The sequence below is a fragment of the Exiguobacterium sp. s166 genome, assembly GCF_018618855.1.
Lineage (GTDB): Bacteria > Bacillota > Bacilli > Exiguobacteriales > Exiguobacteriaceae > Exiguobacterium_A.
This window is the reverse complement of the sequence record NZ_JACSMU010000011.1, coordinates 14838-41831: the sequence shown is the minus strand read 5'-3', so window position 1 is coordinate 41831 and position 26994 is coordinate 14838. Positions and strand designations below refer to the sequence as shown.

General features: G+C 47.6%; 28 protein-coding genes, 2 tRNA genes and 1 rRNA gene. 30 read left to right on the top strand and 1 reads right to left on the bottom strand.

Annotated features, from left to right (window positions below; translation table 11 throughout):
* The 10 genes from rrf to rsmI form a co-directional block, all read left to right on the top strand.
* Positions 1-87, top strand: a 5S ribosomal RNA gene (rrf, locus tag KNP93_RS15355); the annotation flags it as partial.
* A gap of 70 nt (positions 88-157) precedes the next feature.
* Positions 158-1579 carry an aminotransferase class I/II-fold pyridoxal phosphate-dependent enzyme gene (locus KNP93_RS15350; RefSeq protein ID WP_371819934.1) on the top strand — a complete coding sequence of 474 codons (1422 nt, stop codon included), beginning with the start codon at positions 158-160 and terminating at the stop codon, positions 1577-1579.
* Complete coding sequence (tmk, locus tag KNP93_RS15345; protein ID WP_214856006.1) at positions 1576-2214, top strand: dTMP kinase; 639 nt, start codon at positions 1576-1578, stop codon at positions 2212-2214. The genes KNP93_RS15350 and tmk overlap by 4 nt, the downstream gene beginning before the upstream one ends.
* Positions 2211-2540 carry a cyclic-di-AMP receptor gene (locus KNP93_RS15340; protein ID WP_114597425.1) on the top strand — a complete coding sequence of 110 codons (330 nt, stop codon included), beginning with the start codon at positions 2211-2213 and terminating at the stop codon, positions 2538-2540. Before tmk ends, KNP93_RS15340 begins: the two co-directional genes overlap by 4 nt.
* Positions 2540-3532, top strand: coding sequence for a DNA polymerase III subunit delta' (locus KNP93_RS15335; protein ID WP_131504499.1), 993 nt, complete (start codon positions 2540-2542; stop codon positions 3530-3532). The genes KNP93_RS15340 and KNP93_RS15335 overlap by 1 nt, the downstream gene beginning before the upstream one ends.
* Before the next feature lie 6 nt (positions 3533-3538).
* Positions 3539-4369 (top strand): PSP1 domain-containing protein, encoded by an 831-nt coding sequence (locus KNP93_RS15330; protein ID WP_131504498.1) that lies wholly within the window; start codon positions 3539-3541, stop codon positions 4367-4369.
* On the top strand, positions 4366-4728 hold the full coding sequence (gene yabA, locus KNP93_RS15325) for a DNA replication initiation control protein YabA (protein ID WP_026827008.1): 363 nt from the start codon (positions 4366-4368) through the stop codon (positions 4726-4728). Before KNP93_RS15330 ends, yabA begins: the two co-directional genes overlap by 4 nt.
* A gap of 49 nt (positions 4729-4777) precedes the next feature.
* Positions 4778-5515 (top strand): tRNA1(Val) (adenine(37)-N6)-methyltransferase, encoded by a 738-nt coding sequence (locus KNP93_RS15320; protein WP_131973699.1) that lies wholly within the window; start codon positions 4778-4780, stop codon positions 5513-5515.
* On the top strand, positions 5508-5780 hold the full coding sequence (locus KNP93_RS15315) for a GIY-YIG nuclease family protein (RefSeq protein ID WP_131504496.1): 273 nt from the start codon (positions 5508-5510) through the stop codon (positions 5778-5780). The genes KNP93_RS15320 and KNP93_RS15315 overlap by 8 nt, the downstream gene beginning before the upstream one ends.
* Positions 5764-6618, top strand: coding sequence for a 16S rRNA (cytidine(1402)-2'-O)-methyltransferase (gene rsmI, locus KNP93_RS15310; protein WP_131504495.1), 855 nt, complete (start codon positions 5764-5766; stop codon positions 6616-6618). The genes KNP93_RS15315 and rsmI overlap by 17 nt, the downstream gene beginning before the upstream one ends.
* A gap of 38 nt (positions 6619-6656) precedes the next feature.
* Here rsmI and KNP93_RS15305 read toward each other — a convergent pair whose 3' ends face one another.
* A complete protein-coding gene (locus tag KNP93_RS15305; RefSeq protein WP_014969089.1) occupies positions 6657-6953 on the bottom strand; it encodes a transition state genes transcriptional regulator AbrB in 297 nt (98 codons plus the stop codon).
* A gap of 340 nt (positions 6954-7293) precedes the next feature.
* Here KNP93_RS15305 and metG point away from each other — a divergent pair, with 340 nt between their 5' ends.
* From metG to KNP93_RS15205, 20 genes are all read left to right on the top strand, one after another.
* Positions 7294-9249: a methionine--tRNA ligase gene (gene metG / locus KNP93_RS15300; protein ID WP_214856004.1), complete on the top strand. Its 1956-nt coding sequence runs from the start codon at positions 7294-7296 to the stop codon at positions 9247-9249.
* Between the two features lie 59 nt (positions 9250-9308).
* A complete protein-coding gene (locus KNP93_RS15295; RefSeq protein WP_131504493.1) occupies positions 9309-10076 on the top strand; it encodes a TatD family hydrolase in 768 nt (255 codons plus the stop codon).
* Positions 10073-11368: a 3D domain-containing protein gene (locus tag KNP93_RS15825; RefSeq protein ID WP_131973695.1), complete on the top strand. Its 1296-nt coding sequence runs from the start codon at positions 10073-10075 to the stop codon at positions 11366-11368. Before KNP93_RS15295 ends, KNP93_RS15825 begins: the two co-directional genes overlap by 4 nt.
* A 66-nt stretch (positions 11369-11434) precedes the next feature.
* Complete coding sequence (rnmV, locus tag KNP93_RS15285; RefSeq protein WP_081776591.1) at positions 11435-11995, top strand: ribonuclease M5; 561 nt, start codon at positions 11435-11437, stop codon at positions 11993-11995.
* Complete coding sequence (gene rsmA, locus KNP93_RS15280; protein ID WP_026827000.1) at positions 11992-12870, top strand: 16S rRNA (adenine(1518)-N(6)/adenine(1519)-N(6))-dimethyltransferase RsmA; 879 nt, start codon at positions 11992-11994, stop codon at positions 12868-12870. Before rnmV ends, rsmA begins: the two co-directional genes overlap by 4 nt.
* Positions 12871-12954: 84 nt before the next feature.
* Positions 12955-13194, top strand: coding sequence for a Veg family protein (locus tag KNP93_RS15275; RefSeq protein WP_012368950.1), 240 nt, complete (start codon positions 12955-12957; stop codon positions 13192-13194).
* Positions 13195-13290: 96 nt separating this feature from the next.
* A complete protein-coding gene (ispE, locus tag KNP93_RS15270) occupies positions 13291-14151 on the top strand; it encodes a 4-(cytidine 5'-diphospho)-2-C-methyl-D-erythritol kinase (RefSeq protein WP_114597434.1) in 861 nt (286 codons plus the stop codon).
* Positions 14152-14220: 69 nt separating this feature from the next.
* On the top strand, positions 14221-15060 hold the full coding sequence (gene purR, locus KNP93_RS15265; protein ID WP_114597435.1) for a pur operon repressor: 840 nt from the start codon (positions 14221-14223) through the stop codon (positions 15058-15060).
* Between the two features lie 162 nt (positions 15061-15222).
* Positions 15223-15534, top strand: a complete 312-nt coding sequence (gene spoVG, locus KNP93_RS15260; protein ID WP_131504491.1) for a septation regulator SpoVG — start codon at positions 15223-15225, stop codon at positions 15532-15534.
* Between the two features lie 167 nt (positions 15535-15701).
* Positions 15702-17051 (top strand): bifunctional UDP-N-acetylglucosamine diphosphorylase/glucosamine-1-phosphate N-acetyltransferase GlmU, encoded by a 1350-nt coding sequence (gene glmU / locus KNP93_RS15255; RefSeq protein ID WP_214856002.1) that lies wholly within the window; start codon positions 15702-15704, stop codon positions 17049-17051.
* A gap of 64 nt (positions 17052-17115) precedes the next feature.
* Positions 17116-18072: a ribose-phosphate diphosphokinase gene (locus tag KNP93_RS15250; protein ID WP_014969100.1), complete on the top strand. Its 957-nt coding sequence runs from the start codon at positions 17116-17118 to the stop codon at positions 18070-18072.
* A 116-nt stretch (positions 18073-18188) separates the two neighbouring features.
* Positions 18189-18746: an aminoacyl-tRNA hydrolase gene (pth, locus tag KNP93_RS15245; RefSeq protein WP_214856001.1), complete on the top strand. Its 558-nt coding sequence runs from the start codon at positions 18189-18191 to the stop codon at positions 18744-18746.
* Positions 18747-18804: 58 nt separating this feature from the next.
* On the top strand, positions 18805-22320 hold the full coding sequence (gene mfd, locus KNP93_RS15240) for a transcription-repair coupling factor (RefSeq protein ID WP_214855999.1): 3516 nt from the start codon (positions 18805-18807) through the stop codon (positions 22318-22320).
* Positions 22317-23867 carry a polysaccharide biosynthesis protein gene (locus tag KNP93_RS15235; protein WP_214855997.1) on the top strand — a complete coding sequence of 517 codons (1551 nt, stop codon included), beginning with the start codon at positions 22317-22319 and terminating at the stop codon, positions 23865-23867. The genes mfd and KNP93_RS15235 overlap by 4 nt, the downstream gene beginning before the upstream one ends.
* Positions 23864-25294 carry a bifunctional methyltransferase/pyrophosphohydrolase YabN gene (gene yabN / locus KNP93_RS15230; protein ID WP_214855994.1) on the top strand — a complete coding sequence of 477 codons (1431 nt, stop codon included), beginning with the start codon at positions 23864-23866 and terminating at the stop codon, positions 25292-25294. Before KNP93_RS15235 ends, yabN begins: the two co-directional genes overlap by 4 nt.
* Complete coding sequence (locus KNP93_RS15225; protein ID WP_014969105.1) at positions 25291-25563, top strand: RNA-binding S4 domain-containing protein; 273 nt, start codon at positions 25291-25293, stop codon at positions 25561-25563. The genes yabN and KNP93_RS15225 overlap by 4 nt, the downstream gene beginning before the upstream one ends.
* A gap of 65 nt (positions 25564-25628) precedes the next feature.
* Positions 25629-26009, top strand: a complete 381-nt coding sequence (locus KNP93_RS15220; RefSeq protein WP_114597442.1) for an FtsB family cell division protein — start codon at positions 25629-25631, stop codon at positions 26007-26009.
* An 82-nt stretch (positions 26010-26091) separates the two neighbouring features.
* Positions 26092-26622, top strand: a complete 531-nt coding sequence (locus KNP93_RS15215) for a S1 domain-containing RNA-binding protein (RefSeq protein WP_014969107.1) — start codon at positions 26092-26094, stop codon at positions 26620-26622.
* A 153-nt stretch (positions 26623-26775) separates the two neighbouring features.
* Positions 26776-26852, top strand: a tRNA-Met gene (locus KNP93_RS15210).
* A 9-nt stretch (positions 26853-26861) separates the two neighbouring features.
* Positions 26862-26933 (top strand) — tRNA-Glu (locus KNP93_RS15205).
* Positions 26934-26994: the final 61 nt, after the last annotated feature.

Below are 26994 nucleotides of genomic sequence, written 5' to 3'. Positions count from 1 at the left end.
CGTTCCCATGCCGAACACGGAAGTTAAGCACTTGAACGCCGAAAGTAGTTGGGGGCTTCCCCCTGTGAGGATAGGACGTTGCCAGGCAAGTGAAGGACCGATCTGCATTTTGCAGGTCGGTCTTTTTGTAGTTTGGATTAAGAAAGGACTGGAAAATATGGAAGGTCGTATGCCAATTATTGAAGCACTTGTTGCTCATGTAGAGAGAAAAGCTACTTCCTGGCATGTTCCGGGGCATAAGAATGGAACATTAGTTGAGGGATTACCTTCTTTTTTTGAATGGGATAAAACGGAGTTGCGTGGTCTGGATGATTTTCATCATCCGGAAGAAGCCATTTATGAAGCCAAGCTTTTATTGCGCCGAATTTATGGGGCATCAGATAGTCATTTTTTGATCAACGGATCGACGGTCGGGAATTGGGCGATGTTGGCTGCTGTCTCACAAAGGGGAGACCGGATATATGTTCAGCGTAATTCACATAAATCGGTCTTTAATGCGATGGAATGGTTGGGCTTGTCACCAATTTTACTCGAACCAGAAAGGGATCCGGTAACAGGTATCAGTGGGAATGTTTCACGTGAAACATTAAAGGAGTCCTTAACTGTTTTTCCTGGAGGTACAGCCGTATTTTTAACATCACCGACTTATTATGGTGAAACTGCTCGAATCGAAGAGTTGGTTCGGATCACAAAATCATCCAATATACCGTTACTGATTGATGAAGCCCATGGCGCTCATTTCGGTGAAGCGTTTGGTGTCCGTTCAGCATTTGAACTTGGTGCAACCGCCGTGGTTCAATCAGCACATAAGACATTACCTGCTCTGACAATGGGGGCGTGGATTCATGAACGATTTACGGAGGATGAACGAAGACGATTGATGCGGGCCCTTCAGGCATTTCAAACATCCAGTCCGTCTTATCTGTTGATGGCTTCACTGGACTTTGCCCGTGATTATCGCGAACGTTGGACGGTTTCATACATGAAATCTGTTCGGACTAGTCATGAATTCCTACATCAGCAAATTAATCAACGGACAGGTATGGCGGCATTTACGTTTGATGATTGGTCGCGGATGGTGCTTTCCTGTGAACCGTATTCCGGAAGTCAGTTGTTGGAGGCACTAGCAGATCAAGGACTTGATGCTGAATTTGCTCTTGGAGCACACGTCGTGTGCATTTTACCGTTACGAATCATCGAACCATTTGAACGGGATGCCTGGATCCATCAGATACAATTAACCGTCGAGTTCCTGAAAGCAGAAGGAATTCCAGATAAAAGGTATATGGAACAACCGATTATGGGTAAAATAAAGGTATCGTCCCTGAGTTATCCACTTGATCAATTGGACTACGCCCAGGCAGTCGAGCAGACTTTTGAAAAAGCAGTCGGATTGGTTTCACTTGAAACCATCATCCCCTATCCACCTGGTATACCTTTACTATTGCGGGGAGAACGGATTACAGCAGAACATATTAAAATGATTGAATACTATACAAACACATCGATTCATCTGCAAGGCGGTGAATTTCTCCAACAGGGGAAATTGCGTGTGATACAGGAAGGAATTATAGAATGACAGGAACATTTATTACGGTCGAAGGACCAGATGGTGCCGGGAAAACGACCCAGTTGCAGTTACTTGCAGATCGTTTAACGGCTGAAGGATATGATATCGTGATGACACGTGAGCCCGGTGGTACACGAATCGGAAATGAGATTCGATCACTGATCTTAAATCCCGACTTTCAAGAGATGGATGAGATGACGGAAATTCTCCTGTATGCGGCGTCTCGGGCACAACATGTCAATGAACTGATTCGCCCCGCTCTTGCTGCCGGAAAAGTCGTTTTATGCGATCGATTCATCGATGCATCGATTGCGTATCAAGGATATGGACTCGGATATTCGATTGAACAGGTTCGTTCCATTAATCAACAGGCCACCAACCATCTCACACCGGATCGCACGTATCTGTTCAACTTGTCAGTCGCAGATTCAAAGCAACGGATGATGGACCGTGGGACACTGGATCGAATCGAACAACGTGATGACGCATTCCGCCAACGGGTGTATGGAGGGTTCCTGACGTTAGCGGAACAGGAACCAGAACGAATTCAGCTGGTTGATGCAACTCAAACGATTGAAGCATTACAAACGACATTATGTCAGGATGCTCTGGCGTATTTAAAAAAAAGGGAGAGATTATCATGAAAATGGTCATTACGATTGTTCAAGATAAAGATAGCCTACGTTTAGCAGAAGCATTGGTCGAACACGATTTTCGGGCAACGAAACTTGCGACGACAGGCGGTTTTCTCAAAGAAGGAAATACGACGTTCATGATTGGTGTCCAAAGCGAACGATTGGATGATTTAATGCGTTTGATTAAAAAGAATTGTTCAAGCCGGGAACAAATGGTATCACCTATTTCACCGATGGGCGGTCATGCCGATTCATACATCCCATACCCAGTCGAAGTACAGGTAGGCGGGGCGACAGTATTCGTCTTACCAATCGAAGGGTTTTATCAATTCTAATGCAGACATTTCATGAACTAGAACAAACTCAATCGGTCATCGCGACGATTTTGCGTAACTCGTTACAGACGAATCGTATTAACCACGCTTATATCTTTACGGGGGACTATGAGCCGCTTCTTTTAGAGGCGGCTCAGTTGTTCGCCAAGAGCCTGTTTTGTGAACGGCGGAATCAAATTGAACCATGTCAAACTTGCCGGAGTTGCCGCCGTATGGACAGCGGCAACCTGGTCGACTACTATCAAATCGAACCGGACGGAGCCACCATTAAGAAAGAACAGATTCAGCAGTTGATGCATGATCTATCGTTACGGGGTCTTGAAGGCGACCGGCAAATCTATGTCGTGACACAGTCGCATAAAATGACACCCCAGGCAGCCAACAGTCTGTTGAAGTTCTTTGAAGAGCCGGGTGCCGGAAAAGTAGCGATTTTAATTACGAATCAGCCGCAGTTACTGTTGCCGACGATTCGTTCACGGGGGCAATTATTAAGTTTTCGTCCGGCAGATCGTTTGTTAATCGGACAAGTCTTATCCGAAAAAACGGGACGGGATAACGAATTAACGCAACTGGCTGCCCGGGTCTATCCGAAAATAGAGGATGCGGAACAGGCATTAGTCGAAGACTGGTTTGTAAATGCGCGAGTGTCAGTGGTACAATTGATGGAGGAATTAGCGAATCGTCCGGCGGATTTACCGTTGTTTGTCCAGGAAAAATGGATGAGTCAATTTAAAAATCGGCAAGATGCACGAATTGGTCTGGAACTCGTGACCTGTTTCTTTGAAGATGTTCTTCATCTCAAATTGAATCCGTCATGGGAAACGATCACATATGCAAACAGCCGGCCATTACTGGAACAAATGGGTGGAAAAAGTCAGACGACGATCACGCGGTGGTTGCAGGCAGTACTCGCAGCCGTTAAGCGGATCGAAGCAAATGTTAATCCTCAATTAACAGTTGAGCGTCTCATGTTTGACTTACAGAAGGGGTAGAGCGATATGCTAGAAGTAGTAGGCGTTCGCTTTAAAGAAGCGGGCAAAATTTATTATTTTGCACCTGGACAAGAGTCATTATCACGAGGACAGTCCGTCATCGTTGAGACAGTACGGGGCATTGAATATGGCGAAGTGGTCATTGCCGATAAACAAATGGACGAAGAAGATGTGGTCTTGCCACTAAAATCCATTCTTCGGGTCGCAGATGATAAAGATGCGATGATCGTCCGTGAAAATAAAATGGCAGCGCTTGATGCGCATGCTGTTTGTGTGGAAAAAATTCGTGAGCACAAACTCGATATGAAATTAGTCGATGTCGAATATACATTTGATCGCAATAAAGTCATTTTCTACTTCACGGCAGAAGGTCGTGTCGATTTCCGGGAACTCGTCAAAGATTTGGCAGCTGTTTTCCGGACACGCATTGAGTTACGACAAATCGGTGTTCGTGATGAAGCGAAGTTACTCGGGGGAATCGGTCCGTGTGGTCGTGTTCTTTGTTGCTCTTCGTTTTTAGGTGAATTTGAACCGGTCTCAATCAAGATGGCGAAAGATCAAAATCTGTCCTTGAATCCGACGAAGATTTCTGGTGTCTGCGGTCGTTTGATGTGTTGTTTAAAATATGAAAATGACACATACGAAGAAATGCGACGGGATTTACCGGATTACGGAAAACGATTGACTGTTCCGGAAGGTGAAGGACGCGTGGTGGGTCTGAACATTCTCGATCAAATCGTCCAAATTGAGTTGAAAGACCGTTCGCGGGTTCTGACATACTCGATGGAGGAACTACTGTCTGTCGGTGCCGTAAAACAAAAACGACCAAAAGAATGACGGGGTGCATACGCGTGGAGAGAGTCGATAAAAAAGAAATCATTACGCGTGTTGATGCGATCGAGCAACAGATTCACTTGCTGACTGAGCATCTGAGCGTTTTGAAAGATCAGCTTGCTTACATGATGGAGGAGAATCAACATCTGTATCTTGAGAATCATCACCTCCGTGAGAAGGTAGAGCGCGATGAGCAACAACCGATTACAGAAGAAGCGCAGGCGGAAGCCGGTACAGGTGCTGGCTATGATAATCTAGGACGACTATATCAAGAAGGATTCCATATTTGTAACCTGCATTATGGTCAAGTCCGTAAAGACGGAGATTGTCTGTTCTGCTTGTCCATGTTAACGAAACATTGAGAGGCTGACTTCCTAGGAGTCAGTCTTTTTTTCAGAAAGGAAGAACGATATGCCTGAACTATTATCAGATGAGCGACTGGATCATCTGCTTGGAAAAGAAGGACGAATCATTCAAAGCCCCACCGTATTTTCCTACTCCTTGGATGCCGCCTTACTGGCGCAGTTCGCCTGGGTACCGATCCAACAAGGGAAGTTGGTCGATTTATGTGCCGGTAATGGAGCTATTCCATTATTTTTGTCTTATCGGACGAAAGGGATGATCACAGGGCTTGAAATTCAACCCCGTCTTGTCGATATGGCCGAGCGCAGTATTCAACTGAATGAAAAACAGGACCAACTGCAGATGATCGAAGGTGACGTCAAGGAAGCCGGGAAACGACTGGGGTATGGTCTGTATGATGCCGTCACGTGTAATCCCCCTTACTTCCTGGCAAATGAGTCATCGAACCGGAACATAAGTGAACATTATACAATCGCCCGGCATGAAGTATTATGTACACTTGAAGATTGTATCCGGTCAGCGGCAGATCTTTTGAAACAAGGCGGAAAAACAGCATTCGTCCATCGACCGGAGCGTCTTCTCGATATCGTCACCTTGATGCGTCAGTACCGGCTTGAACCGAAGCGGATGCAACTCGTTTACCCAAAAGAAGGAAAAGAAGCCAACATGCTGTTGATTGAAGGGATCAAAGATGCCAAACCGGGTCTGAAAGTATTGCCTCCCTTCATCGTATACGAACCGGACGATACGTACACATTGCAGATGCGGACTCAGTTTGATGTCTGAACATGCCATCTACATCGTCCGTTGCCGGGACGGCAGTCTCTACACAGGATATGCAGTTGATGTCGAAAAGCGGATTGCGACACACAACAATGGACAAGGTGCAAAGTATACCCGGGCCCGGTTGCCGGTCGTACTCGAATATACAGAAACATTTTCGACAAAGTCGGAAGCCTTAAAGCGTGAGTATGCCATTAAACAATTGACACGTCTTAAAAAAGAACGACTTATTCAAGGAGGGAGGTCATCTCATGAAAGCAACCAGTAGTTTTAAAGGACAAACAACCGGTTTGTACATCGTACCGACACCAATCGGTAATCTCGAAGACATGACTTATCGCGCGGTTCGTATCTTACAAGAGTCCGATCTCGTCGCGGCTGAGGATACACGGCAAACGATGAAATTATTTAATCATTTTAAAATCGATACGAAACTCGTCAGCTATCATGAACATAACAAACAGGTCAGCGGGGCACGGCTGTTGGGCGACCTGCATGCGGGAAAACAGGTTGCTCTGGTATCGGATGCCGGGATGCCGGGAATCTCAGATCCGGGCAGTGATTTGATTCGGGAAGCGATTGCCGAGGACATTCCGGTCGTCGTCTTACCGGGAGCTAATGCCGCGTTAACGGCACTCGTCGCCTCAGGTCTTGCGACAGAACGATTTTTATACTATGGTTTTTTACCGCGTAAGAAAAAAGAGCGTCGTGAGGCGCTTGAGACCGTCCGTTATGAAAAAGGCAGCCTCATCTTCTACGAAGCACCGCATCGCCTTAAAGAGATGTTAGGCGCCTTACGGGATGTACTTGGGGATCGTCAACTGACGTTAGCCCGCGAACTGACAAAACGGTATGAAGAGTATATACGGGGTTCTGTGACAGAAGCTCTTGAATGGGCCGGAGAAGAAGTCCGGGGAGAGTTCGTTGTCATCGTCGAAGGTTCGACGGAGGAGCGGCCGGCGGAAGAGGAACAGGAAGCGGATCCGTTGCAACAAATTGAGCGGTATATCGAACAAGGTGAAAAGCCGAATGCTGCCTTAAAACGTGTGGCGAAGGAACGGGGACTCGATCGTCAGGAATTGTATTTGCGTTATCATGAATCCTAAAAAAAGAAGCGACTCCATTTGGAATCGCTTCTTTTTACTTATTCGTTTCCAGCGTAATGACGGTCGAGGAAATCTTTTAACTCAACGAGGACACGTTGTGCGCCATCTGGAGAGAGAATCAATTTACCATCTGCTAATTTGAAGTTATCGTCTGATACTTCGCCTGTTACTTGGCAAGTCATGTTTGGTTTGTATTTTTTAAGGATGATTTGCTCGTTGTCGACATAAATCTCAAGAGCATCCTTCTCTGCAATTTGAAGAGTACGACGAAGTTCGATTGGAATAACGACCCGTCCGAGTTCATCTACTTTACGTACAATACCTGTTGATTTCATTTTGTTGTTCCTCCTCTGATGTCTAGGTTCTCTTTATTTTTGGAAAATCGTCAAAATTCGACATCACTTCTATAGAATGTAGAATACTAAACTTTCCAAAAGTAGTCAACCAATCTGAATAGCTTGAAATCAAAATGTCATTTTTTTCTCAAAAAAGCCACAAATGAAACGATTTACTAATAGATTTTCCCTTTTTAAAGGAAATCAAACTATTTAGTGTGTTTTTTTGGTATTCGATGTCTGATGTCAAAAAATGTTTGGATTCGACAAAAAACGAGTTTCGACACAGACGGCAGAACAGCGTATAATAATGAAATGAAATACAGAACGGAGGAATATCATGGCAAAAACATTTTATATCACTACACCGATTTACTATCCTAGCGCTAAGCTACATATCGGTCACGCCTATACGACAGTCGCAGGGGACGCGATGGCGCGTTACAAACGACTTCAGGGATTTGATGTCCGTTACTTAACCGGAACGGATGAGCACGGACAAAAAATTCAAGAAAAAGCGAAGGAAGCCGGCGTTTCCGAGCAGGAGTTCGTCGATGGTGTCGTTGAACAAATCAAAGTCTTATGGGACCGTCTTGATATTTCCTATGATGATTATATCCGGACGACAGAACCACGTCATAAAGAAGTCGTTGAACGCGTTTTCGAGACATTACTCGAAAAAGGTGATATTTATCTTGGAGAATACGAAGGCTGGTATTCTGTTCCGGATGAGACGTATTATACGGAATCACAGCTCGTCGACGGTAAAAGTCCGGACAGCGGTCATCCGGTCGAACTCGTCCGGGAAGAGTGTTACTTCTTCCGAATCAGTCAATATGCGGATCGTTTAGTAGAGTATTATGAAGCAAATCCATCGTTCATTTTACCGGAATCACGGAAACATGAGATGATTAATAACTTCATCAAACCGGGTTTACAAGATCTTGCTGTTTCCCGGACGACATTCGATTGGGGTGTCAAAGTCCCGTCCAATCCGAAACACGTCGTGTACGTATGGGTTGATGCGTTAACGAACTACATCTCGTCACTTGGATACGGAACAGACGACCAAGGAAACTTTGATAAGTACTGGCCGGCTGATGTCCACCTCGTCGGAAAAGAAATCGTTCGTTTCCACACAATCGTCTGGCCTGCTCTCTTGATGGCACTCGACTTACCACTTCCAAAACAAGTGTTTGCACATGGTTGGTTGTTGATGAAAGACGGCAAGATGTCGAAATCAAAAGGAAATGTCGTTGATCCGGTTCCGATGATTGATCGGTACGGACTCGATGCGTTACGTTATTACCTGCTTCGGGAAGTACCGTTCGGTTCAGACGGGATGTTCACACCGGAAGCATTCGTCGAACGGATGAACTTTGATTTAGCGAATGACCTGGGGAACTTACTCAACCGGACGATTGCGATGATCACGAAGTATTTCGACGGCGTCATTCCGACGTATGCCGGAAACGTGACACCGTTTGACGAAACGTTGTCGACACTGGCCAAAGAAACGGTCGAGAAGGTCGAAGCTTCGATGGAACACATGGAGTTCTCGGTTGCTTTATCGCACATTTGGCAATTGATCAGCCGTGCCAATAAATACATCGATGAGACACAACCGTGGGTACTCGCAAAAGATGAAACGAAAACAAAAGAACTCGCTTCATCGATGGTCCACCTGGTTGGTGCGTTGCGCCACGTCGCAATCATGTTACAACCGTTTATGACACGTTCGCCAAAAGAAATCTTCCGTCAACTCGGTCTTGAAGGACAACCGATGGACTGGGCAGCACTTGAACAGTTCGCAACTGTTGAAGAGGGGACGAAGGTCGGTACGGCAGAACCAATCTTCCCGCGTCGCGATATGAAAGAAGAGGTCGAAGCCATCGTTGAGATGATGAAACAAGCTTCTGCTGCGCGCGTCGAAGAAGAGACGGAAGTCGAAGAGGCAGACACGGATGTTCGTCCGGAAACGACGATTGATGTGTTTGACCAAATCGAGTTACGCGTCGGAGAAGTCGTTACAGCTGAAAAAATCAAAAAAGCAAAAAAATTGCTGAAGCTGACGGTCGACATGGGGAAAGAAACACGACAAATCGTTTCAGGAATCGCTGAATGGTATGAGCCGGAAGATTTAGTCGGTCGGAAAGTCATCGTCGTCGCCAATTTAAAACCGGTCACATTACGGGGAGAATTGTCGCAAGGAATGGTGCTCGCTGCCGAGAAATCAGGTAAACTTGAATTAGCTACCGTACCATCAACGATGGCGAACGGGGCAAGCGTAAAATAATCCAGATGCCTGTGGACTCGATGTCACAGGCATTTTTTTGAAAGAAGGAGTCGAATAGTATGTTGATTGACACACACACACATTTAAACTCGGATCAGTTTGACGGAGATGTCGATGAGACGATTGAGCGGGCACGCGCAAACGGTGTATCTCCGATGATCGTCGTTGGTTTTGATCATAAGACGATTGACCGGGCAATGGAACTCGTTGAACAGTATGATGATCTCTACGCCGTCATCGGATGGCATCCGGTCGATTCGATTGATTTCGACGATGCTGCCTATGAAAAGGTGGAACGTTTAATGGACCATCCGAAAGTCGTTGCCCTTGGAGAAATCGGACTGGATTACCACTGGGATACTTCTCCGAAGGATATTCAGGACGCAGCGTTTCGAAAGCAGATTCGCTTGGCGAAACAAAAAAATAAACCGATCGTCATCCATAACCGGGAGGCGACAGAAGATACGCTCCGCATCTTGGAAGAAGAAAACGCAAAAGAAGTCGGTGGCATTTTACACAGCTATAGCATGAGTGCAGAACTGTTACCACGTTGCCTGGCAATGAATTTCTACATTTCCCTCGGAGGACCGGTGACGTTCAAAAATGCGAAGATGCCTAAACGCGTCGCACAAGAAGTGCCGCTTGACCGGTTATTGGTCGAGACCGACTGTCCGTATCTGACACCAACGCCATATCGCGGAAAACGAAATGAACCGGCGTATGTCCGATTCGTTGCGGAAGAAATCGCACAGTTGCGCGGGATGATGTACGCTGATGTCGAACAGGCGACGACTGAGAACGCGAAACGCGTCTTCCGCCTTCCATGATTCGATCGATTACGTATATGACAATCGGCTGTACCCTATTGTTGGTTGCGAGCCTGCTTTATGTAATGATGGACCATCCGCGTGATGTCACGATCATGGTGGATGGTCGACAAACAAAAGTCGAGACGCTTGAGACATCCGTTTTCGGTGTCTTGCAGGAAGCCGGTATTTCAGTTCGACCACAAGATGTCATCGAACCGGCACTGAGTGCTGATCTTCCGAAAAACGATTTGATCGTCATTCAACCGGCCAAAGAAATTACACTAATCATGGGGTATGGTGAAGCGCGGACGATCCGGACGCAAGCCCGCCGCGTCGACGATCTGTTAAAAGAACAGGGAATCAGTCAAATGTTAGAGACAGATGACGTGTATCCTTCAAAAGAAGCCGTTTTGACAAGCGGAATGACCGTCCGGTACCGGGAGGCATTCCCGGTCGAACTGATTGTCGAAGGAAAAGCCCGCGAAGTCTATACGTACCAAACGACGGTGCGGGAACTGCTGTCGATGCAGGGGGTTAAGCTCCAGACGGAAGATAAGGTCATGCCTGGTCTAGAGACAGTCGTCGCAAAGGATATGCTGGTCACGGTCAATACGACGCGTCGTGCCGTGCTGACGGAACAACAGCTGTTACCATTTGAAGTCGAGACCATCGAAGACGACACGTTGCCGGCGGGTGAACAGTTGGTGACGAAATCCGGCCGGCCGGGCATCCGGACACAAAAATATCAATTGACCCTCGCGGACGGTTTAAGCAAGGAAAAGAAACTGATTGCTAACGAAGTTACGAGTGAACCGGTCAAACAAGTCGTCAAGGTCGGAACAAAACCGGTCGAACCGGTTGAGGCCGTGACGACACCGACACCAACACCGGCGTTTGATACGGAAAAAGCGACGGTACCGTTAGCAGAAGTGCCTAAAGCGGCAGCCGATTTGGATTTTAGCAAAGCGAAAACGCTGATGGTCGAAGCAACAGCTTATACGAATAATCCCGCTTCCAATGGCAGCCAGCTGTATGACGGACGGGCTTTGACAGCAACCGGCTATGATGTAACGGATACGATCACGTATCAAGGACTGCCGATTATCGCCGTTGATCCGAAAGTCATTCCGCTCGGAACCAAGGTGTACGTCGAAGGGGTCGGACTGGCGATCGCCCTCGACACAGGCGGTGCCATCAAAGGCAATAAAATCGATGTACTCGTTGAAGGGGAGTCGACCGCCAAACAGTTTGGCCGGAAGACGATCCAAGTCTGGGTCATCCCGAACGATACGACGGAAGCGGGTACTTGACGCTTCCTTGTTTTTTTTGCGGAAACAGGTACAATTACGGAAGTGTTTGAAAAAGGTGGAGAAGATATGATGCGGAAACGCTTAAAAGAAGTCATCGTCGTTGAAGGACGCGATGATACGACACGCTTACAGGAAGTATTCGATGTCGATACAATTGAAACAAACGGTTCGGCCGTCAACGAACAGACATTACAACGCATTGCCAAAGCGCTTGAACGCCGTGGTGTCATCGTGTTTACCGATCCCGACTTCCCGGGTGACCGGATTCGGGCACGGATCAATGAACGGGTACCGGGATGTAAACAAGCCTACCTGCCACGGGCAGACGCAAAAGATAAACGCGGGAAAATCGGTGTCGAACATGCATCACCGGAAGCAATCGAACGGGCACTTGGTGCGGTATATGAGACAGAAGAGCAGCATGATGCCGAAGTGACACGGGATATGATTCTCGCCGCCGATCTGATCGGGGGACCGGCAGCCTCGAAACGTCGGAAACGGTTGGGGCAAGTGCTTGCCATTGGTGAACCGAATGCCAAACAACTCGTCAAACGTGTCGCGTCGATCCGAATCACGAAACAGGAATGGGAAGACGCTTTGAAACAGATAGAGGAGGAACAGGATTGAAAGACATCGCTACATTGCACCGGACGAAGGAAATCTTGGCCAAACACGGATTTTCATTTAAAAAGTCCTTGGGACAAAACTTTTTAATCGATTTAAATGTACTCGGAAACATCGTCGGTGCCGCTAATCTGACACCGGAAAGCGGTGTGCTTGAGATTGGTCCCGGTATCGGCTCATTAACGGAACAATCAGCAAAACAGGCGAAAAAAGTTGTGGCGCTCGAAATCGATCAACGGCTCTTACCGATTCTTGAAGACTCACTTGCTCCGTACCCCCACGTGAAAGTCATTCATGGGGATGCACTGGAACTGGATCTTGAAACGATCGTTGACGAAGAATTCACGCAACAAGGGATTACGGATCTCGCCGTCGTGGCGAACCTTCCTTACTACGTGACAACACCAATCATTATGCGTATTTTAGAAGCCCGTACTCCGTTCCGGACACTCATCATGATGATTCAAAAAGAAGTGGCGGAACGAATCGGGGCAAAACCGGGAACGAAGGCGTACGGTTCATTGTCGATCGCCATTCAGTATTATGCGGAGGCAGAAGTCTGTTTCACGGTACCGAAACACGTCTTCATTCCGGCACCGAACGTCGATTCAGCAGTCATCCGTTTAAATATTCGCAAGGAGCCGGCAGTCAAGACGCTGGATGAGAAACTCTTCTTCGAAGTGACACGTGCCAGTTTCGCCCAACGCCGGAAAACGATTTTGAATAACTTATCCAGCCATTTCGGTAAAGCGGAAAAAGAGGCGGTCGAAGCGGCCTTACATGAAGCGGGTATTGATCCACGCCGCCGTGGCGAGACGCTCAGCCTGCAGGAATTTGCACAGCTGGCCGATGCACTTTTGCCGATTAAAAAACGTTGACGGTAGACAAAAGAACGGATATAATATTTCCCCTTTCTAATATTTAGTTCATATGCTATAATAAATATTAGTGAGGTGAAGCGTATGCCAAAGACGTTGAACGAAATCAGACATGTATTTGAAACACATGTAGGTGAAAGACTGACGCTAAAAGCAAGCGGCGGTCGTAAAAAGGTCGTAACCCGAATCGGAACGCTCGTTGAGACGTATCCATCGGTGTTTGTAGTCAAGCTAGACGCAGAGCGCCATAATGTCGAGCGAGTTTCTTATAGCTACGCCGACGTGTTAACCGACTCCGTACAAATCGAATTCGCGAATTCGTAAACTTACCTTCCGAAGCGGACAGAAATGTTCGCTTCTTTTTTTGTGCAAAGGTTGATACAATTCGTACAGGAAACGTACTAGAGGAGGAACGGCAGGATGACGATTATTGTAAAAGCTCCAGCGAAAATCAATTTAGTATTGGATGCGACGGCGAAACGTCCGGATGGTTATCATGATGTACATATGGTAATGACGACGGTGGATTTGGCAGATCGTCTCGAGTTGACGGAACTAGCGTCCGGCGAGATTCGGATGAATGCCCAACATGCATATGTGCCGAATGATGAACGCAACTTAGCGTATAAAGCAGCAGCGGTTTTAAAGGAACGGTTCGACATCAAGAGCGGGGTTGAAATCTACTTAGAAAAACAAATCCCGGTCGCAGCAGGTCTTGCGGGCGGCTCGAGTGACGCGGCAGCCACGTTGCGCGGGCTGAACGAATTGTGGAAGCTCGATTTGACACTTGAACAGTTGGCGGAAATCGGAGCAGAAGTGGGATCGGATGTCCCGTTTTGTGTCATGGGCGGAACCGCGATTGCAACGGGACGCGGAGAGAAGCTCGAGAAACTAGTATCCCCTCCACCTTGTTGGGTCGTACTGGCGAAACCGACGATCGGTGTCTCAACAGCCGATGTTTACGGAGCACTGGATTTAGAAACAGCGGAACGTCCGGATGTCGAAGCGATGATTGATGCGGTCAAGAACCAAGATTTCACGGCAATTTGTGATGCCCTTGGCAATGTCCTTGAATCAGTGACGTTACCGATGCATCCGGAGGTCGAACAAATCAAGGCTTTCATGACGAGTTGCGGGGCGGAAGGTGTCCTGATGAGCGGTAGCGGTCCGACTGTATTTGCCTTGACGGAACATGAAAACCGGGCTCAACGTCTCTATAACGGATTACGAGGATTTTGTAATGAAGTCTACGTCGTTCGTCTTTTAGGGGAAAACCATTGATAGTTTCCGTATGAAAATGATATATTCACTATTGAATATTCGGAATTACGGAGAGGTGGAACGATTTAGATGAAAATTCGGAGAAGTGGTCGGTTGGTAGACATGACACGTTACCTGCTGGATCATCCGCATCATCTAGTCTCATTGACGATCTTCGCAGAACGGTACAGCTCTGCGAAATCTTCGATCAGTGAAGATTTAGATATTGTCAGCGAAATGTTGGAGCATGAAGGAACAGGACGACTCGTCACGGTTCCGGGAGCCGCGGGAGGCGTCATGTTCATCCCTACATGGAGCAGCGCAAAGGCGTTGCCGTTTATCGATGAGTTATGTGAACGTGTCGCACGACCGGATCGTCTGTTACCGGGGGGCTACTTGTATTTGACGGACTTGCTCGGAGATCCGCGGATGGTGAAACAGATGGGACAAGTGTTTGCTTCTGTCTTCAGCCAGAAAAAAGTCGACGTCGTCATGACGATTGCGACAAAAGGAATCCCGCTTGCTTATGCCGTCGCCGAACAGTTGGGTGTACCGTTCGTCATCGTCCGCTCGGACAGCCGGGTGACGGAAGGTTCGACCGTCAGCATCAACTATGTTTCCGGCTCATCGAAAGCAATCCGGACGATGGCTCTTGCGAGACGCAGTTTACCGCGCGGTGCGAACGTCCTGCTGATTGACGATTTCATGAAAGCCGGCGGAACGATCCGGGGGATGATGAGTCTGCTGAGTGAGTTTGAAGCGAACGTAGCAGGTGTCGGTGTGTTGATCGAAGCAGAGGGTGCCGAGAAGAAGATGGTCAGTGAGTACGTCAGTCTGATGAAGCTTTCGGATGTTGATGTGGATCTTGGACAGATTCAAGTGAAACGGGGAAACGTCGACCAGTATTTCACAGACGTAGAAAATACCTGAATTTGACACACGATTTTTTTGTAACTATACTGTAATTATCAAACTTTTGGAAATTATGCGTGAAATGATTGGCAAAAGCTAAACCTTTGAATGTTTTAAGCCGTAAGTAGAAGTAGACAACGAAGAGTTGTGACAACGGTTATAAAAAGGGGTGCGGACAAAATGAATGTCACCGACGTCAAGATTCGTCGCGTCGTAGCAGAGGGTCGAATGAAAGCACTGGCTTCGATTACGCTTGACCACGAATTTGTGGTACATGATTTACGCGTGATTGAAGGGAACAGCGGTCTTTTCGTCGCGATGCCAAGCAAGCGGACACAGGAAGGCATCTTTCGTGATGTCGCCCATCCAATCAATGCATTAATGCGAAAAAAAGTCGAAGATTCAGTACTAGAAGCATACGCGATTCGTGAAGAAAACGGTGAGGCGTCAGAATTTGAACTGACGGCGCTCGAAGCAACCGATCCTTCCTAACGCGATTGACAGGTCTCCATCAATGGGAGAACCTGTCTTTTTTTGCGTGTTTTGTTGATTTCCGGTCTGTCCTGTCATTGATTCGTTGCGCCATTTTCGTTATAGTTGGAACGAGTGGACTATTTCAGAACGAAATCAACACTAATTTACATGGAGGAGCGACAAGGATGAATCATTTCGCGGTAATTCTAGCAGCGGGTAAAGGCACTCGGATGAAATCAAAGCTATATAAAGTACTTCACCCAGTAGCTGGGAAACCTATGGTACAACATGTCGTTGATCAATTGACGACACTCGGTGTCACGCGTCAAGTCGTCATCGTCGGTCACGGTGCAGAGTCTGTTAAAGAAGTGCTCGGCACATCGGTGGAATATGCACTTCAAAGCGAGCAGCTTGGCACGGGTCATGCTGTTCAAATGGCAGAACCTGTCCTTGGACAGGAGAAAGGCTCGACACTCGTCGTCTGCGGAGACACTCCCCTTTTGACAAGTGAGACGTTACAATCTCTCTTGCAACATCATGCAGAAACAGGCGCGAAAGTAACTGTTTTAACAGCCCATGCGGATGATGCGACGGGGTATGGACGAATCGTTCGTGGGGAAGACGGCAACGTCTCGAAAATCGTCGAGCACAAAGATGCGAACGCAGAAGAACTTCTCATTAAAGAAATCAATACCGGAACGTACGTATTTGACAATGAGATGTTATTCGCGGCTTTAAAAGAAGTTAAGAATGATAATGTCCAAGGTGAGTACTACTTACCGGATGTCATCGAAATCGCAAAAGCAGACGGTGAAACGATTGCGGCCTATGCGGCAGCGACGTTTGAAGAAACGATTGGTGTCAATGACCGGGTTGCCCTGGCGCAGGCGGAAACGTCAATGCGGAAGCGGACGAATGAACATTGGATGCGTCAAGGCGTTACGTTCATCGATCCGGCGTCTACGTATATCGGACCGGATGTCGTGATTGGTTCGGATACGGTCCTGTACCCGGGAACACAATTGCTTGGTAAAACGACGATTGGCTCAGAATGTATCATCGGACCAAATTCGGATATCCGTGACAGTGAAGTGTCTGATCAAGCCGTGGTGCGTCAATCAGTCGTAACCGACAGCCAAATTGGAGCAGCTGCACAAGTCGGTCCATTTGCGCACTTACGCCAACAGGCAGTTCTCGGAGCGAACACGCGCATCGGTAACTTCGTCGAAGTGAAGAAATCCACTTTTGGTGAAGGCAGCAAATCTGCTCACTTAAGTTACGTCGGTGATGCAACAATCGGCACGAACGTTAACTTAGGTTGCGGATCGATCACAGTGAATTATGATGGAACAAATAAATTCCAAACTGTCATTGAAGACGATGCGTTCATCGGTTGTAATGTCAATTTGATTGCACCGGTCACGGTCGGTAAAAATGCGCTTGTCGCAGCAGGATCAACCGTTACGGATGATGTTCCGGAAAACGGTCTTGCCATCGCACGGGAACGTCAAACAACTAAACCAGATTACCGTTAATTTTATTCGTTCATTATCTGTCGCTCTACTCGTCTAAACCCAAACAAATGGAGGCCACCTAACCATGTCTACTGTCTTAGAACATGAAATTCGTATTTTCGCACTTAACTCGAACAAACCACTGGCAGAGGAAATCGCTAAAGTCATCGGAATCCCTGTCAGCGAAAGTTCAGTCAAACACTTCAGTGACGGCGAAATTTCAATGAACATCGAAGAAAGCGTCCGTGGGGATGATATCTACATCATTCAATCGACAAGCCAACCGGTCAACGAAAACTTGATGGAGCTTCTCATCATGATTGACGCTTTAAAACGTGCTTCTGCGCGGACGATTAACGTCGTTATTCCGTATTACGGATATGCACGTCAAGACCGCAAAGCCCGTTCACGTGAGCCGATCACAGCGAAGCTTGTAGCGAACTTACTTGAAGTAGCCGGTGCGACACGCGTCGTGACGATGGATCTTCATGCTGCACAAATCCAAGGATTCTTCGATATTCCAGTAGATCAATTAATGGGTGTTCCCCTGCTTGCTTCTTACTTCGAGAAGAAGAACATCGACCCGAACGAACTCGTCATTGTTTCTCCAGACCATGGCGGTGTGACACGGGCACGTAAATTAGCGGAACAATTAAAAGCACCAATCGCGATCATCGATAAGCGTCGTCCAAAACCAAACGTCGCAGAAGTCATGAACATCGTCGGACAAGTCGATGGCAAGATTGCCATTATCATTGACGATATCATTGATACAGCGGGTACAATCACGCTTGCTGCCAACGCCTTGATCGAAAACGGAGCGAAGCAAGTGTATGCCTGCTGTACGCACCCGGTTCTCTCAGGTCCAGCGATGGAGCGGATTGAAAACTCGGCAATCGAAGAACTCGTCGTCTTGAACACAATCGATTTGACGAAACGTGAATGTGCAAGCAAAATCAAACAAATCTCAGTTGCACGCTTGTTGGCAGAAGCCATCATCCGTGTTCACGAACAAAAATCAATCAGCCCGCTCTTCAGCTGATTTCAAACAGATATGAACGCCAAGGTCCGGTTTTTAGAAATCGGACCCTTGTGCGTTCCATTTTTCGTCAACGGGATATAAATCAAAAAAAGCAGATAAGTAGAGGAGGTGACGATATGAAATGTATCGTCGGTTTAGGAAATCCAGGCACGAAATATACGAATACGCGTCACAATATCGGTTTTTTAGCGATCGATGCCCTCGCCAAGGAACATGGCATAAAATTAGCGGAGTCGAAGTTTAAAGCCGTCTTCGGAACGGGAATGATTAAAGGGGAACGGGTCGTTCTCGTTAAGCCATTGACGTATATGAATTTATCGGGAGAAGCTGTCCGTCCGTTGCTCGATTTCTATAAAATTGCGGTCGAGGACGTCCTTGTCATTTATGATGACCTTGATTTGCCGCTTGAAAAGATGCGCCTGCGTTCAAAAGGAAGTGCCGGTGGTCACAACGGAGTCAAATCGTTGATTCAACATTTAGGTACACAAGACATCAAACGATTGAAACTTGGAGTCGGTCGTCCGCCAGCACCGATTCAAGTCATCGACTGGGTCTTGATGCCGTTCGCCAAGTCGGAACAGACGACGTTGCAACATGTGTTGTCTGATTCCGTCGAGATCGCAACTGATTTTATCGATACACCGTTTTTAGCTTTGATGAATCGTTATAACTGAACAAAACGCTTTGGGTGACCAAAGCGTTTTTGCTGTCGTCCTAGGAGGGAAAGAACGTATGAAACAACTACAAAATCTGTTACTCGGCATTCCGGAGATTAAAACCGTCCGGGAACGGTTCCGCGACGGAGTCAATGCCCAACTGATCACAGGGCTGATGAACAGCGGAAAAGCGTTATTCGTCGCCGGTATTTACCAAGAGACGAAAAAACGGTTCGTCATCGTGACCCACAACATGTTCCAGGCTCAAAAATTATATGATGATTTAATTGAACTTATACCCGAGCAGGACGTGATGTTGTATCCGGTCGATGAAACACTTGCGGCGGAGCTGTCATACGGTGCAAGTCCGGAATTGCGCGCGACGCGGATTGAAACCCGTCACCGTCTGCTGACGACGGATGACGGAATCCTCATCATTCCGCTTGTCGGACTGAGACGTTACGTCCCGACGGCGCCCGACTTTTTAGGACATACGAAACGAATCAAACCTGGCGATGTCCTGTCGATCCCAGACTTTATTCAGGAATTGGTCGACGCGGGATACGAACGGACGGCAACGGTTACGACGCCGGGCGAGTTCGCAGTCCGAGGAAGCATCATCGACTTATACCCGTTAACCGTCGAACGTCCGTATCGTCTTGATTTATTTGACGAAGAAGTCGATTCCATCTATACGTTTAATGCGGAAACCCAACGTTCGCTTGGTGTCATCGCGGAAGCTCTGGTACCTCCGGCAACGGAACATTTTGCATCGCGTGACGGATTGAAATCGGCCGGTGAACAATTACGCCGTCTGTATGAAGCAACGAAGGAACGGGTCCAAAGTACGGAAGTATTGGCTGCCCTGGAAGAAGGAATTGCTTACGACGTCGAAGTCCTCGAAAGCGGTGATCGTCCGAAGCAACTTGCAAAATATGCACCGCTTCTATATGAAACGACGTTACTCGACGATATCAAAGATGCTGTTTTGATTGTCGACGAGGTGGCACGGATTGAAGAAGCCGCCGAGGTCCAGGATACGGAAGAAGCGGAATGGATGGCTTCGTTGATTGAACGGGGACAAAGCATCAGTGACTATACGTTATCGGTTCCGATGCTGCAGGTGTTCAAGCAACGCCAATTGCTGTATTTATCGTTGCTCCCGACACGCCGCAGCGGTGTGCCGGAAAGTGCGGCGATTCATTTCAGCATCAAGCCGATAGCACCTTTCCACGGACAGATGGAACGGTTGAAACAGGAAGTCGATCGTTACGGCCGGGCCGATATGTGGATGGTCTTCCTGGCAAGTAACCGGGAACGGGCAGAACGGATGCGACAGACGTTATCGGATTACGGAGTCGAAGCTTCCCTGCACACGACGGAAGACGAGATTCGCCGCGGTCATCCGTCGATTTTAATCGGTGGCATTCACGGCGGATTCGAGATGACCAATGCCCGTCTCGTCGTCATTACGGAAGAAGAAGTCTTTAAACAGCCGGCACGGCGCCGGAAGCAAACGACGAAACTGACGAACGCCGAACGGATCAAAAGTTACCAGGAATTGAAGACGGGCGATTACGTCGTCCACATTCATCACGGAATCGGTCGTTACCATGGTATTAAAACGATTGATGTTGCCGGCAATCACCAGGATTACCTGCATTTGATTTATGCCGGTGAGGATTCACTGTATGTCCCGGTCGACCAGATTGACTTGATTCAGAAGTATGTCGGGGCAGAAGGAAAAGAGCCGAAGATTTATAAACTGGGCGGCATGGAGTGGAAGAAGGTCAAAGCGAAGGTTCAAAAATCCGTTGAGGATATCGCGGATGAACTGATTAAGCTCTATGCGGCACGCGAAGCAGCAGTCGGCTTTGCCTTCCCGGAAGATGATGACAGTACACAGGCCTTTGAAGCGTCATTCCCTTATGAAGAAACCGTTGACCAACTCCGGTCGATCGAAGAAATCAAAAAAGACATGGAACGTCCGCGCCCGATGGATCGGCTGTTGTGCGGCGATGTCGGTTACGGGAAAACGGAAGTTGCCATCCGGGCAGCCTTTAAAGCTGTCATGGCAGGAAAACAGGTCGCTTTACTCGTTCCGACGACGGTGCTTGCACAACAGCATTATGAAACGATGCTCGAACGATTCAGTGAGTGGCCGATCAACGTCTCCGTCATGAGTCGTTTCCGCTCGGCAACAGAACTGAAAGCGACGAAAAAAGGATTGAAGGAAGGGACGATTGATGTCGTCGTCGGCACCCATCGTGTCCTGTCGAAAGATGTCCAGTTCGCGGACGTCGGCTTATTGATCATCGATGAAGAACAACGCTTTGGCGTCAAACATAAAGAACGACTGAAACAGCTGAAGACAAATGTCGATGTTCTGACATTGACGGCGACACCGATTCCCCGGACGTTGCATATGTCGATGATCGGAATTCGTGATTTATCCGTACTCGAGACACCACCGGAAAACCGTTATCCGGTTCAAACATATGTCATGGAGTATGACGGAATCGTCATGCGCGAAGCACTCGAACGTGAACTGGGACGGGGCGGACAAGCGTTCTTCCTGTATAACCGCGTCGAAGGGATTGAACGCAAGGCAGAGGAAATCCGGGCTCTTGTACCGGAAGCGCGTGTCGTCACTGCCCATGGTCGGATGACGGAAACAGAACTTGAGAGCCAATTAATCGCCTTCTTCGAAGGCGATGCGGACGTCCTGGTCAGTACGACGATCATTGAAACAGGCATCGATATTCCGAATGTCAATACGTTGATTGTCAACGATGCCGATCAGATGGGTCTTTCCCAGTTATATCAATTACGCGGCCGTGTCGGCCGATCGAGCCGTGTCGCGTATTCCTACTTCACGTACCGTCCGCAAAAACGATTGACGGAAGTTGCGGAAAGCCGTCTGCAAGCGATCAAGGAATTTACTGAACTCGGGAGCGGTTTTAAGATTGCGATGCGTGATTTATCGATTCGCGGAGCCGGGAACTTGCTCGGATCGCAACAATCCGGTTTCATCGACTCTGTAGGATTCGATCTGTATTCACAAATGCTTTCGGAAGCAGTTGAAGAACGGAAGGAACGGATGAAAGGTAGAAAAAAAGTTCAGAAATTCGTTCCGGATTTCACGTTCAGTCTGGATGCCTATATTCCAAGTCACTACATGGCAGATTCGGAACTCAAAATCGAGTTCTACAAACGTATGAAGTATGTCGATACACCGGAAAGTCTCGAATCGCTGGAAACAGAGATGTTGGAACGTTTCGGAGAATTCCCGACCGAAGTCGCACGGTTGATCCAATTGACTCGGATGAGAATCTTTGCCGAACGGGCACGAGTCGAACGGGTCAAACAAACGGATCTGAAAATTGAAATCGTCTTGTCTGAACAGACGACACAAACGCTGGATGTAGCGGATTTTGTCAAATGGACGGTTCCGATTGGACGTGGTCTTGGTATGGGGCAGGAAGAAGGTAAACTTGTTCTGACGCTCAACCGCGGGAAACAAAACTTACAACAGATGACAGAGCAGGCTGAACGGTTACTGGCTGAGATTGACCGCCGGATCGTACAATGAGTCAACGAAGGACGATTGCGCAAGGGGCAGCTTTGCTTGCTATTTCGAGCTATGTCTCAAAACTGTTGAGTTTCTTTTACCGGATTCCATATCAAAATATGGCGGGAGACTTCGGGTTATATGTCTACCAAACTGTCTATCCGGTGTTTGCGATTGCAGCGGCGCTTGGTATTTACGCCTTACCGGTCGTCGTTGCGAAGTTAACATTGCATCATCCGCAAGAGAAACGTGAAGTACTGTGGTCGATTTTCTTTGTCCTACTTGCGATGTCGATTATATTAGGAACAATTGGTTGGTGGGTCGCTCCTGAAGTCGCATTCTTGTTCGGTGACGAACAGCTCGCCCAACCGCTTCGAGCCGTTACCTTTACCTTCTACCTGTTGCCGGTCATTGCTGTTTTGCGCGGGATGTTTCAGGCGGATCTTGAAATGCGTCCGACGGCTTTCTCACAAATCACGGAAAATGCCGTTCGGGTCTGTTTATTGTTGATTGTGACGTATTACGGGGTTCAGATAGGTGCGAATCCGTATCAAGTCGGAGCAAATGCGCACATGACGGCACTCGGTGGAAGCATCGCGTCGCTGATCTTGCTGTTACGCTTTGCGAAAGGAAGGATTGGTCGTCCCGTCATCTCGAAACGACACATTCGCCGTGTCGGACGGGTCTTGTTGACGAGTGGTCTGGCAGTCAGTATCGCGTCTTTGGCCTTGTTACTGATGCAATTGATTGATGGATTGACGTTCGTCAATTTACTCGGGAATTCGATGGAAACGAAAGTCGAAAAAGGAATTTTTGATCGAGGGTATCCGCTCTTACAGTTTGCGATCTTGTTCGCAACATCCATCAGTTTGGCCAGTGTTCCGACGTTGTTGATGGAATACCGGAAGCGGAATGATGCAGCAACAAAACTGCATCTTGAAACGCTCTTACGATCCGGGTTACTGATTGCGGCGGCAGCGACCGTCGGATTGGTTGGTGTCATGCGTCCGTTGAATATTGCCTTGTATCAGGACGATAACGGAACAGCAGCACTCAGCTGGTTGGCTGCGACGGCGTTCACCGCCTCCTTGTCAATGATCATCGTATCGTGTCTGCAATCCGTCGATGCGGAAAAATATGCGTTTGTCGGTGTAGTTGCAGGTCTGTTGATCAAGCTGGGTCTCAATATCTACTTAATTCCCTTATATGGCATGATCGGTGCCGGAATGGCGACTTTTGGTGGTTTTGCGGTCATGGCAGCAGCTCAGTTACTTTTACTCAATCGAAAGTTCGGTCGGGTGACGGCAGGACGTCCTTTTTATGTTCGTCTCTTGAAGGCGGTCATTCCGATGGCCCTGTTTTTATACATCGTCGAACAACTTTTCCGGCTGTCGGGCTGGGAAAACCGGGTTGGAGCGACACTTGAGGTTGCCCTACTCGTTCTGGGTGGAGCCGGTATATTTTGTCTCTTTGCCTTACGGATGGGGGTCTTGACGGAACGGGAATGGGCCGTATTGCCGTTCGGGGAAAAACTATATCGAATGCATCAGCATAGGAGGATTATATGACACATCAGATTACAGTCGTCGGCTTAGGAGTCGGAGAACTCGAACAATTGCCGTACGGCATCTATAAACGCCTAAAGGAAACGAAACAACCGATTTATCTGCGGACTGCGGATCATCCTGTCGTTTCGGAATTGATGGCAGAGGGAATGAAATTTACATCGTTTGATTCGATTTATGAAAAACATGATCAGTTTGAAGGCGTCTACCGTGAGATTGTTGCAACGCTGCTTGAACAGTCCGAGAAGGAGCCGATCATCTATGCTGTTCCGGGTCATCCGCTTGTCGCGGAGAGTACGGTCCAACAGTTGCTCGCTCAGACGGAGAACCTCGACATCATTGGTGGTCAAAGCTTCCTCGATCCGATGTTTGCCGCGGTCGGTGTTGATCCGATCGAAGGCTTTCAATTATTGGATGCGACAGCGTTTGATATCGATGAAGCGCAGATTCGTCAGCATTTGTTGATCGGACAAGTTTATGATCAACTGGTTGCAGGTGATTTAAAGGTCATGTTGATGGAGCGTTATCCTGACGAACATGACGTGACGCTTGTGACGGCGGCGGGAACGAGTCGCCAACATGTCAAGACGGTTCCGCTCTATGAACTGGATCACATCACGACACTCAGTAACTTGACGACGGTTTACGTACCGCCTGTCACGGATCAAACGATCTTGAATCGTGATTTCACGACACTCAAGCAAATCATCGCGCGCTTGCGTGGAGAAGGCGGTTGTCCGTGGGATCAAGAACAGACACATGAATCGCTCAAAAAACATTTAATCGAAGAATCCTACGAATTACTGGAAGCAATCGACCTTCAGGACGATAACTTAATGATAGAAGAATTAGGCGATGTGTTGTTGCAAGTCATGCTACATGCCCAAATCGGTCTGGATGAAGGGTATTTCGATGTCCGTGATGTCATAGGAAGTGTCAGCGACAAGATGATTCGCAGGCATCCGCATGTCTTTGGAGATGTAAAAGTCGACTCGGCCGCGGACGTCGTCACGAACTGGCAGGAAATTAAAGCGCAGGAAAAATCGGAACGGACGTATCTGTTGGACGGCGTCACTAAGGGAGCTCCTGCCTTGTTGCGTGCCGAACAGATTCAGAAGAAAGTCGCCCGAGTCGGATTCGAATGGGAGACGGTTGCCGGTGCGCTCGATAAAGTCCGGGAAGAGATTCAAGAATTAAAAGAGGCTCCGGCAGAAGAACGATTGGGTGAATTCGGTGATATCCTGTTTTCACTCGCACTTGTCGGCAAATACCTGGAGTTATCTGCAGAGGATGCTTTACAGCAAACCAATGACAAATTCATTCGTCGTTTTACACGCATGGAACAATTGACGGACCGGCCGTTGACAGACTTGTCGCTCGCCGAACAAGATTCATTATGGAATCAATCAAAGCAGGAGGAACAGTCATGAGACTCGATAAATTTTTAAAGGTATCTCGTTTAATTAAACGCCGGACACTGGCAAAAGAAGTTGCCGATCAAGGCCGGATCACCATCAACGGGCTTGTCGCAAAAGCAAGCAGTACGGTTTCGGTGGGGGACGAGATGACAATCCGGTTCGGAAATAAGATTGTCACCGTTCAAATCGATAGTATTAAAGAGCATGCGAAAAAAGAAGAAGCATCAGACATGTATCAAATCATTCGTGAAGAAAAAGTGAATTCCGAAGAATCGATGTAATTTGGTTGAAAAAGGAAGTATACTAGAGAGTGTCAGAGATGACCACTCGGATAAGGAGGGATGATATGCCAGCACCGTTGGAATCAGGGCGTGATACACCGCCCAAGATCAAACCGCTTAATGACCGGAAAAAACAGTTGAGTCAAAATGCAATCGAAAACCGTTTACGTCTGAAGAGGCGCTTCTTAGTCTGTATGTCGATTTTTCTTATTGTCCTGTCCCTGATGGGGTGGTCATATATCGAAAAACAACAACTGATCGCTGAACAGAAGCAGTCGTTTCAGGTTGCGAACCAAGAACAGGCGAAAGCAGAAAAAGAAACAGTTCGTCTGAAAGAAGAGATTGAACGATTGAATGATAAGAAATATGTTGCGAACTTAGCGAGAAGTGAACTGCTGTACTCGAAAAAAGGCGAAACGATTTTCTATTTTTCACCGGAAGATTAAACGAAGGTTGTCGATTGATTGAAAAAATGTAGAATCACTCGTATAATAAGAAAGAATCAACTAAAAAGGAGCAATACAATTTATGTCGATTGAAGTAGGCAGCAAAGTACAAGGGAAAGTTACAGGCATCACCAATTTCGGCGCGTTCGTAGAATTACCGACGGGTAAGACAGGTCTTGTTCACATCAGTGAAGTAGCAGATTCTTACGTCAAAGATATCAATGATGTCTTGACAGTCGGACAAGAAATCACGGTTAAAGTGTTGAGTGTAGAGAACGACGGGAAGATTGGTCTTTCGATTAAGAAAGCAGTCGATCGTCCAGAAGGCGAACGTCCTCGTCCTCCAGCTCGTCAATTTGATCGCGGACCACGTCCGGCAGGTCAAGACCGTGGACCACGTCCGTTCGATAACAAAGGACCGCGTGGTGGAAGCGGCGGCGGTGGAAACCGTGGCGGCTTTAACAAAGGTGGCCGTGGCGCACCAGCTCCACGTAAAGAGCAAACGTTCGATACGTTGATGACTAGTTTCCTCAAAGATAGTGAAGATCGTCTTGCGACATTGAAACGACAAACCGATTCAAAACGTGGCGGACGCGGTGCTAAACGTCAATAACTTGCTGACCTGTTCTTTATAAGAATAGAGATGGAATGACGCTGTTCATTCCATCTTTTATTTTTTTGAAATTATTTTTATGAAAAGCGTTGACAATTATTTGACTCCACCGTATTATAGAAAATGTGCTTAAGACGCACGCGTTCAAAATATGGCGGTGTAGCTCAGCTGGCTAGAGCGTACGGTTCATACCCGTGAGGTCGTGGGTTCGACTCCCTCCGCCGCTACCATATTTTTTTGGCCCGTTGGTCAAGCGGTTAAGACACCGCCCTTTCACGGCGGTAACACGGGTTCGATTCCCGTACGGGTCATTCTGTAAAAAAGCTATCTCTATTATATAGAGGTAGCTTTTTTCGTTTAAGTCATTTATGG

Excerpts from the sequence above, each read along its gene's own strand:
- KNP93_RS15350 (WP_371819934.1), top strand. The coding sequence starts at position 158 with ATGGAAGGTCGTATGCCAATTATTGAAGCACTTGTTGCTCATGTAGAG.
- tmk (WP_214856006.1), top strand. The coding sequence starts at position 1,576 with ATGACAGGAACATTTATTACGGTCGAAGGACCAGATGGTGCCGGGAAA.
- KNP93_RS15340 (WP_114597425.1), top strand. The coding sequence starts at position 2,211 with ATGAAAATGGTCATTACGATTGTTCAAGATAAAGATAGCCTACGTTTA.
- KNP93_RS15335 (WP_131504499.1), top strand. The coding sequence starts at position 2,540 with ATGCAGACATTTCATGAACTAGAACAAACTCAATCGGTCATCGCGACG.
- KNP93_RS15330 (WP_131504498.1), top strand. The coding sequence starts at position 3,539 with ATGCTAGAAGTAGTAGGCGTTCGCTTTAAAGAAGCGGGCAAAATTTAT.
- yabA (WP_026827008.1), top strand. The coding sequence starts at position 4,366 with ATGACGGGGTGCATACGCGTGGAGAGAGTCGATAAAAAAGAAATCATT.
- KNP93_RS15320 (WP_131973699.1), top strand. The coding sequence starts at position 4,778 with ATGCCTGAACTATTATCAGATGAGCGACTGGATCATCTGCTTGGAAAA.
- KNP93_RS15315 (WP_131504496.1), top strand. The coding sequence starts at position 5,508 with ATGTCTGAACATGCCATCTACATCGTCCGTTGCCGGGACGGCAGTCTC.
- rsmI (WP_131504495.1), top strand. The coding sequence starts at position 5,764 with ATGAAAGCAACCAGTAGTTTTAAAGGACAAACAACCGGTTTGTACATC.
- KNP93_RS15305 (WP_014969089.1), bottom strand. The coding sequence starts at position 6,953 with ATGAAATCAACAGGTATTGTACGTAAAGTAGATGAACTCGGACGGGTC.
- metG (WP_214856004.1), top strand. The coding sequence starts at position 7,294 with ATGGCAAAAACATTTTATATCACTACACCGATTTACTATCCTAGCGCT.
- KNP93_RS15295 (WP_131504493.1), top strand. The coding sequence starts at position 9,309 with ATGTTGATTGACACACACACACATTTAAACTCGGATCAGTTTGACGGA.
- KNP93_RS15825 (WP_131973695.1), top strand. The coding sequence starts at position 10,073 with ATGATTCGATCGATTACGTATATGACAATCGGCTGTACCCTATTGTTG.
- rnmV (WP_081776591.1), top strand. The coding sequence starts at position 11,435 with ATGATGCGGAAACGCTTAAAAGAAGTCATCGTCGTTGAAGGACGCGAT.
- KNP93_RS15275 (WP_012368950.1), top strand. The coding sequence starts at position 12,955 with ATGCCAAAGACGTTGAACGAAATCAGACATGTATTTGAAACACATGTA.
- ispE (WP_114597434.1), top strand. The coding sequence starts at position 13,291 with ATGACGATTATTGTAAAAGCTCCAGCGAAAATCAATTTAGTATTGGAT.
- purR (WP_114597435.1), top strand. The coding sequence starts at position 14,221 with ATGAAAATTCGGAGAAGTGGTCGGTTGGTAGACATGACACGTTACCTG.
- spoVG (WP_131504491.1), top strand. The coding sequence starts at position 15,223 with ATGAATGTCACCGACGTCAAGATTCGTCGCGTCGTAGCAGAGGGTCGA.
- glmU (WP_214856002.1), top strand. The coding sequence starts at position 15,702 with ATGAATCATTTCGCGGTAATTCTAGCAGCGGGTAAAGGCACTCGGATG.
- KNP93_RS15250 (WP_014969100.1), top strand. The coding sequence starts at position 17,116 with ATGTCTACTGTCTTAGAACATGAAATTCGTATTTTCGCACTTAACTCG.
- pth (WP_214856001.1), top strand. The coding sequence starts at position 18,189 with ATGAAATGTATCGTCGGTTTAGGAAATCCAGGCACGAAATATACGAAT.
- mfd (WP_214855999.1), top strand. The coding sequence starts at position 18,805 with ATGAAACAACTACAAAATCTGTTACTCGGCATTCCGGAGATTAAAACC.
- KNP93_RS15235 (WP_214855997.1), top strand. The coding sequence starts at position 22,317 with ATGAGTCAACGAAGGACGATTGCGCAAGGGGCAGCTTTGCTTGCTATT.
- yabN (WP_214855994.1), top strand. The coding sequence starts at position 23,864 with ATGACACATCAGATTACAGTCGTCGGCTTAGGAGTCGGAGAACTCGAA.
- KNP93_RS15225 (WP_014969105.1), top strand. The coding sequence starts at position 25,291 with ATGAGACTCGATAAATTTTTAAAGGTATCTCGTTTAATTAAACGCCGG.
- KNP93_RS15220 (WP_114597442.1), top strand. The coding sequence starts at position 25,629 with ATGCCAGCACCGTTGGAATCAGGGCGTGATACACCGCCCAAGATCAAA.
- KNP93_RS15215 (WP_014969107.1), top strand. The coding sequence starts at position 26,092 with ATGTCGATTGAAGTAGGCAGCAAAGTACAAGGGAAAGTTACAGGCATC.